This is a genomic window from Kitasatospora sp. NPDC056531, from assembly GCF_042794375.1.
Lineage (GTDB): Bacteria > Actinomycetota > Actinomycetes > Streptomycetales > Streptomycetaceae > Kitasatospora.
Map to the genome: position 1 here is coordinate 28,820 of NZ_JBHTTU010000003.1, position 6,177 is coordinate 34,996.

General features: G+C 72.1%; 6 protein-coding genes. 2 read left to right on the forward strand and 4 right to left on the reverse strand.

The features are described from left to right. Positions 1-107: 107 nt before the first annotated feature. Positions 108-461 carry an iron-sulfur cluster insertion protein ErpA gene (erpA, locus tag ACFQ87_RS04930; RefSeq protein ID WP_380609155.1) on the reverse strand — a complete coding sequence of 118 codons (354 nt, stop codon included), beginning with the start codon at positions 459-461 and terminating at the stop codon, positions 108-110. Between the two features lie 245 nt (positions 462-706). Between erpA and ACFQ87_RS04935 the strand changes: the two genes are divergently transcribed. Continuing rightward, positions 707-1,567: a GNAT family N-acetyltransferase gene (locus ACFQ87_RS04935; RefSeq protein ID WP_380609156.1), complete on the forward strand. Its 861-nt coding sequence runs from the start codon at positions 707-709 to the stop codon at positions 1,565-1,567. A 55-nt stretch (positions 1,568-1,622) separates the two neighbouring features. Here the strand turns inward: ACFQ87_RS04935 and ACFQ87_RS04940 are convergent, their stop codons facing one another. From ACFQ87_RS04940 to ACFQ87_RS04950, 3 genes are all read right to left on the reverse strand, one after another. Further along, entirely contained in the window at positions 1,623-2,990 is a 1,368-nt protein-coding gene (locus ACFQ87_RS04940) for a pyridoxal phosphate-dependent decarboxylase family protein (RefSeq protein WP_380609157.1), read from the reverse strand. 184 nt (positions 2,991-3,174) lie between these two features. Next, entirely contained in the window at positions 3,175-3,639 is a 465-nt protein-coding gene (locus ACFQ87_RS04945) for an Lrp/AsnC family transcriptional regulator (RefSeq protein WP_270147404.1), read from the reverse strand. 153 nt (positions 3,640-3,792) lie between these two features. After that, positions 3,793-4,716 (reverse strand): NADP-dependent oxidoreductase, encoded by a 924-nt coding sequence (locus ACFQ87_RS04950; RefSeq protein WP_380609158.1) that lies wholly within the window; start codon positions 4,714-4,716, stop codon positions 3,793-3,795. Positions 4,717-4,907: 191 nt separating this feature from the next. Here ACFQ87_RS04950 and nadA point away from each other — a divergent pair, with 191 nt between their 5' ends. Then, positions 4,908-6,092 carry a quinolinate synthase NadA gene (nadA, locus tag ACFQ87_RS04955; protein ID WP_380609159.1) on the forward strand — a complete coding sequence of 395 codons (1,185 nt, stop codon included), beginning with the start codon at positions 4,908-4,910 and terminating at the stop codon, positions 6,090-6,092. Positions 6,093-6,177 lie beyond the last annotated feature (85 nt).

Here is a 6,177-nt window from a genome sequence, read left to right on the forward strand (position 1 = left end):
GCGATGCGGGAGGGCCCGACGGGGGGGGGGGGAGAACGTGGGGGGGCTCCGGGGGGGTCTCCCTTGGCCCCGCCTCACGCGTTTCGGGCTGGGCCCGCGCTTCAGGCTTAGCTGAAGGAGTCGCCGCAGGCGCAGGAGCCGGTGGCGTTCGGGTTGTCGATCGTGAAGCCCTGCTTCTCGATGGTGTCGACGAAGTCGACGGTGGCGCCGCCCAGGTACGGGGCGCTCATCCGGTCGGTGACGACCTTGACGCCGTCGAAGTCCTTCACCACGTCGCCGTCGAGCGAGCGCTCGTCGAAGAACAGCTGGTAACGCAGGCCGGAGCAGCCACCGGGCTGGACGGCGACGCGCAGCGCGAGGTCCTCGCGGCCTTCCTGCTCCAGCAGGGCCTTGACCTTGGCCGCGGCGGCATCGGTGAGGAGGATGCCACTCTCGACGGTGGTCTCGTCCTGGACGGTCATCTGCTTTCTCCCGGTCTTGACGACGGTCTGCCGCCAGTGCCAACCAACGGCCGTCCGGATTCATTTCCCGGACGGCGATGGATTTCTGCGGCCTGTTCGGCGGCTGGTTTCCGTGGGCCGGGTGTGCCACCCGTCTCCCTTACGCTCCCCATGCTCGCACAACCGGGCAGCTCGGGTCACCGCCCTGGTCGTGGATCCGGGTGAACCGGCCCCGCGGCCGTCCGTCGGACGCCAGGATGGTCGGCATGATCCTTCGCCAGGTCAGGGACACCGCAGAGGACGCGGAGGTCGTCCAGGAACTGTCCTTCGCCGCCTTCACCGAGCCGACCGCCGCTCCGGCACCGCCCGAGCCGACACCGCTGCAGCTGGCGCGGACCCGGCACCTGGCGCGCATTGATCCCGGGGGCTGCTGGCTGGCGGAAAGCGGCGGGGAGGCGGTCGGGGTGGTGCTGTCGATGCGCCGCGAGGGCCTGTGGATGCCCTCGCTGTTCGCCGTCCGCCCGTCCGCGCAGGGCAAGGGGGTCGGCCGGCTGCTGCTGGAACGGGCCACGGCGCACGCGCGGGGCTGTCTGCGCGGGATGGTCTGCGCCTCCTCCTCGCCGGCGGCGGCCCGCCGCTACCGGCTGGCCGGGTTCACCCTGCACCCGGCGATGCGGCTGACCGGACGGGTGGACCGGAGCGGGCTGATCGACCCGGGGGACATCCCGGTGCACCGCGGCAACGCCACCCAGCTGCACCTGCTGGACTCGGTGGACCGGCGGCTGCGCGGGTCGGCCCACGGCCCGGACCACGAGCTGATGCTCGGGCACTTCGAGGAGCTGCTGGTCGCCGACGCGCTGGCCGGCAGCGGCTACTGCTACCGGGACGGCGGCACGGTGCGGCTGCTGGCGGCCACCAGCAAGCGGATCGCCGCCCGGCTGCTGCGCGAGGCGCTGGCCCGGGTGCCGGACGGGGTCGAGGCGCGGGTGGAGTACCTGACCGCCGAGCAGGAGTGGGCGCTGGACGTCGGCCTGGAGGTCGGGCTGACGCCGGGGACCGGGGGCATCGTGGGGGTGCGCGGGATGCGGCCGCCGAGCCCGTACCTGCCGAGCGGAGCGTTCCTGTAGGTACGCGTACGGCCCCGCCGGGCGAGCCGGAGGGGCCGTACGCGCGGAGCGTCGATCAGGCCATGGTGTCCAGGATCTCCCGGACCATCTCCATGGTCGTGCCCGGGTGCAGGAAGGCGAAGCGGGCCACCGTCTCGCCGTCCCAGCCGGTCGGGGTCACGAAGCCGATCTGGTCCGCGAGCAGCTGCTGCGACCAGCGGTAGTAGTCGTCGTTGGTCCAGCCCCTGCGCTTGAAGCAGACGGCGGAGAGCTGCGGGTCGAACAGCAGCTCCAGGTGCTCGGTGTCACGGATCAGCTGGGCGGTGTCCCGGGCCAGCTGGAGGCCGGTCTCGATGGCGTCGGTGTAGGCCTGGACGCCGTGGACGGCCAGCGAGAACCAGAGCGGCAGGCCGCGGGCGCGCCGGGTCAGGTGGTAGGCGTAGTCGGTGGGGTTCCACTCGTCGCCCTCGGTGTGCAGGACGTCCAGGTAGGAGGCGTCCTGGGTGTGCACGGCGCGGGCGAGCTGCGGGTTGCGGTAGATCAGCGCGGCGCAGTCGAAGGGGGCGAACAGCCACTTGTGCGGGTCGACCACGAAGGAGTCGGCGTGCTCGATGCCGTCGTAGCGCTCGCGCACCGAGGGGGCGAACAGGCCCGCGCCACCGTAGGCGCCGTCCACGTGGAACCACAGGTCGCGCTCGCGGGCGACCTCGGCCAGGCCCTTGAGGTCGTCGACGATGCCCTCGTTGGTGGTGCCGGCGGTGCCGACGACCGCGATCACCGTCTCGGGGTTGGGGTCGGCGGCCAGGGCGGCGCGCAGCGCCTCGCCGGTGAAGCGCCGGTTGACGGTCGGGACCTTGAAGGCCTCGACGCCGATGATGTTGAAGGTGTTCTTGACCGAGGAGTGCACCTGGTCGGCGACGGCTATCCGCAGCCGCGCCTCCGGGCCGACGCCGAGGCGGCGGCGGGCGGTGTCGCGGGCGACGACCAGGGCGGAGAGGTTGCCCGCCGATCCGCCGGAGACGAAGCAGCCGCCGGCCGTCTGGGGCAGGCCCGCACGGTCGGCGATCAGGCGCAGCACCTGGTTCTCGGCGGCTATCGCGCCGGCCGCCTCCAGCCAGGAGATGCCCTGCAGCGAGGCGCAGGAGACGACCATGTCGAACAGCAGCGCGGCCTTGGTGGGGGCGCACGGGATGAAGGACAGGTAGCGCGGGCTGTCGGCGGAGATGACCGCACGGGACAGCTCGTGGTCGTAGAGCTTGAGCACGTCGGCCGGGTTGTTGCCGTCCTGGTTCAGCAGGCCGGACAGCTGGGCGCGCAGGTGCTCGCCGTCACCGGGGTGGTCGAGCGGCACGGGGTCGTACTGCAGCCGCTCCCGCATGTAGTCGAAAACCAGGTCGACCAGGTCGTTGTCGGGCCGGTGCATGCGGTCGGGTGCTGCGGACACGGCGGTCCCTCTCGGCTGTGGGTGTCGGGGGGATCCGGTCTGCGGGAGGCCTCACCGCGCTGACCGGACGTGATCAGCGTAGGCAGCGGCGGTACTTCGACGCGCGTCGGAACGCGGCTGGTCAGGCAGGTTTCGAGCGTCTTCGGGCGGGTCCGCGCAGGATTCCTGCGTGGGGCCGGGCGGGTCAGCCGATCAGCTGGGAGAGGACCACCGAGGAGCGGCTGCGCTGGACGCCGGGCTCGCGCCGGATGCGCTCGATGACGGCCTCCAGGTGGCGCATGTCGGCGGCCCGCAGGTGGACCAGGGCATCCGGGTCGCCGGTGACCGTCCAGGCGGCGACCACCTCGGGGAACTGGCGCAGGCTGGCGAGGATCTCCTCGGGGGCGGTGCGCTCGCGGCAGTAGACCTCGACGAAGGCCTCGGTCTGCCAGCCGAGCACGGCCGGGTCGAGCACCACGGTGAAGCCCCGCACCACACCGCGCGCCCGGAGCCGATCGATCCGACGGCGCACGGCGGTGGCGGAGAGGTTCACCTGCAGGCCGATCTCGGCGTAGGAGGCGCGGCCGTCGCTGCCGAGGCGGGCGAGGAGCTGCCGATCGGTCTCGTCCAGGTCGGCACCGATCACCTCGTGCGCTCGGCTGCTGGTCATCGGTGCGGGGCTCCACGGGTCGTGCGGGGGGGTCGAGGGGGCGTCCCGGCGGCGGCTGGTGCTCGGCCACGGCCGCTGCCAAAACGGTTCGCCACCCATTCTGGCGGATGACCTGAACGAGTTCATCGCTGGCGGATGACGGAAAGAAGGCCGTCAGTCCACCAGCAGGACGATCTTCCCCCTGGTACGGCCCTCGGCGCTGAGCGCCTGGGCGGAGGCCGCCTGGGCGAGCGGGAAGGTGGAGGCGACGGTGACGGTCAGTCGGCCGTCGTCGGCGAGCGCGGCCAGTTCGGCCAGGTCCGCCGCGTCCGGGCGGACCCAGACGTAGTGGCCGCCGAGGGCCTTCACGCCGAAGTCGGTGATCGAGGCGATCCGACCCGGGTCGGCCACCAGCCCGGCCGAGACCTGGACGGCGCCGCGGCCGATCAGGTCGAGGGCCGCGTCCACGCCGTCCGGGGCGAGCGCGCGGACCCGTTCGGCCAGGCCCTCACCGTAGGCGACCGGCTCCGCGCCCAGGCCGCGCAGGTAGTCGTGGTTGCGCTCGCCCGCCGTGCCGATCACCCGGGCGCCGCGGGCGCGGGCGATCTGGACGGCCAGGTGGCCGACCCCGCCGGCCGCGGCGTGCACCAGCAGGGTCTCCCCCTCGGTGAGCCGCAGCGCCCGCAGGCTCTGCAGCGCGGTGAGCCCGGCCAGCGGCAGGCCGCCGCACTGCGCCCAGTCCAACGCGGCGGGCCGGCGGGCGAGGGTGCGGACGGGAGCGGAGACCAGCTCGGCGTAGGTCCCGTGCTCGACGGCGTCCTTGCGGACGTAGCCGTACACCTCGTCGCCGGGAGTGAACTCGGTCACCCCGCCGCCGACGGCGCGGACCACGCCGGCCACGTCCCAGCCCATGACCAGCGGGAAGTGGACGTCCAGCATGCCGTCCAGGGCGCCGTCCCGGACCTTCCAGTCCACCGGGTTCACCCCGGCCGCCCGTACCTGCACCAGGACCGAGTCGGGCCCGACCTTGGGGTCGGGCAGGTCGGTGTACTCGACCACCTCGGGGCCGCCGTAGCGGTTGATCGCGATTGCCTTCATGGGCTCAGCCATACCCGGCGGCTTCGAAATATCGATTCGGCCACGCCCGGAAGCATTCGTTTTGGCGAGCGGTTCTCGTCACATCGACAGGATGGCCATCGTCACTCTGACGCTAACCGGTTAGAATAGATAGCGTCAGATAGACGAAAAGGCTCAACCGCTTGATCGGCCGCACAGAAGGGCACCCGCCCGTGACCACCACCATCACCGAGACCTACGGCGTCGACCCCACTCCGACGCCGCTCGCTCTGCTGCTGCTCGGCCGGGAGGCCGATCCGAACAGCGAGCGCGGCGTCGAGTGCCCCGGCGACCTCCCCCCGGCTTCCGACCCGGACCTCGTCGAGCGCGCCCGCGCGGCCAAGGCCGCGCTCGGCGACCGCGTCTTCATCCTCGGACACCACTACCAGCGCGACGAGGTGATCGAGTTCGCCGACGTCACCGGCGACTCCTTCAAGCTCGCCCGCGACGCGGCGGCCCGCCCCGAGGCCGAGTACATCGTCTTCTGCGGCGTGCACTTCATGGCCGAGTCCGCGGACATCCTCACCAGCGACCGGCAGCAGGTCGTCCTGCCGGACCTCGCGGCCGGCTGTTCGATGGCCGACATGGCCACCGCCGAGCAGGTCGCCGAGTGCTGGGACGTGCTGACCGACGCCGGCATAGCCGACGTCACCGTCCCGGTCTCGTACATGAACTCCTCCGCCGACATCAAGGCCTTCACCGGCAGGCACGGCGGCCTCATCTGCACCTCCTCCAACGCCAAGCGCGCCCTGGAGTGGGCGTTCGAGCAGGGCGAGAAGGTGCTCTTCCTGCCCGACCAGCACCTCGGCCGCAACACCGCCGTGCGCGACATGGGCTTCTCGCTGGACGACTGCGTCGTCTACAACCCGCACAAGCCGAACGGCGGCCTGACCGCCGAGCAGCTGCGGGACGCGAAGATGATCCTCTGGCGCGGCCACTGCTCGGTGCACGGCCGGTTCAGCCTGGACTCGGTGAACGACGTCCGCGAGCGGATCCCCGGCGTGACCGTCCTGGTGCACCCCGAGTGCAAGCACGAGGTCGTCGCGGCCGCCGACATGGTGGGCTCGACCGAGTACATCATCAAGGCCCTGGACGCCGCCGAGCCCGGCACCAAGTGGGCCATCGGCACCGAGCTGAACCTGGTCCGTCGCCTGGCCAAGGCACACCCGGACAAGGAGATCGTGTTCCTGGACCGCGCGGTCTGCTTCTGCTCGACCATGAACCGGATCGACCTGCCGCACCTGGTCTGGGCGCTGGAGTCGCTGGTCGAGGGCCGGGTGCCGAACGTGATCACCGTCGACCCGGAGACCGAGAAGTACGCCAAGGAGGCGCTGGACCGGATGCTGGCCCTGCCGTAGTCCGGCCCCGCGGCCGCAGAAGCGGCTGGACGGGGCGGCGGCGAAGTTGGCGCAGCGGCCGGTCACCCGCAACGGCGAGGAGTGG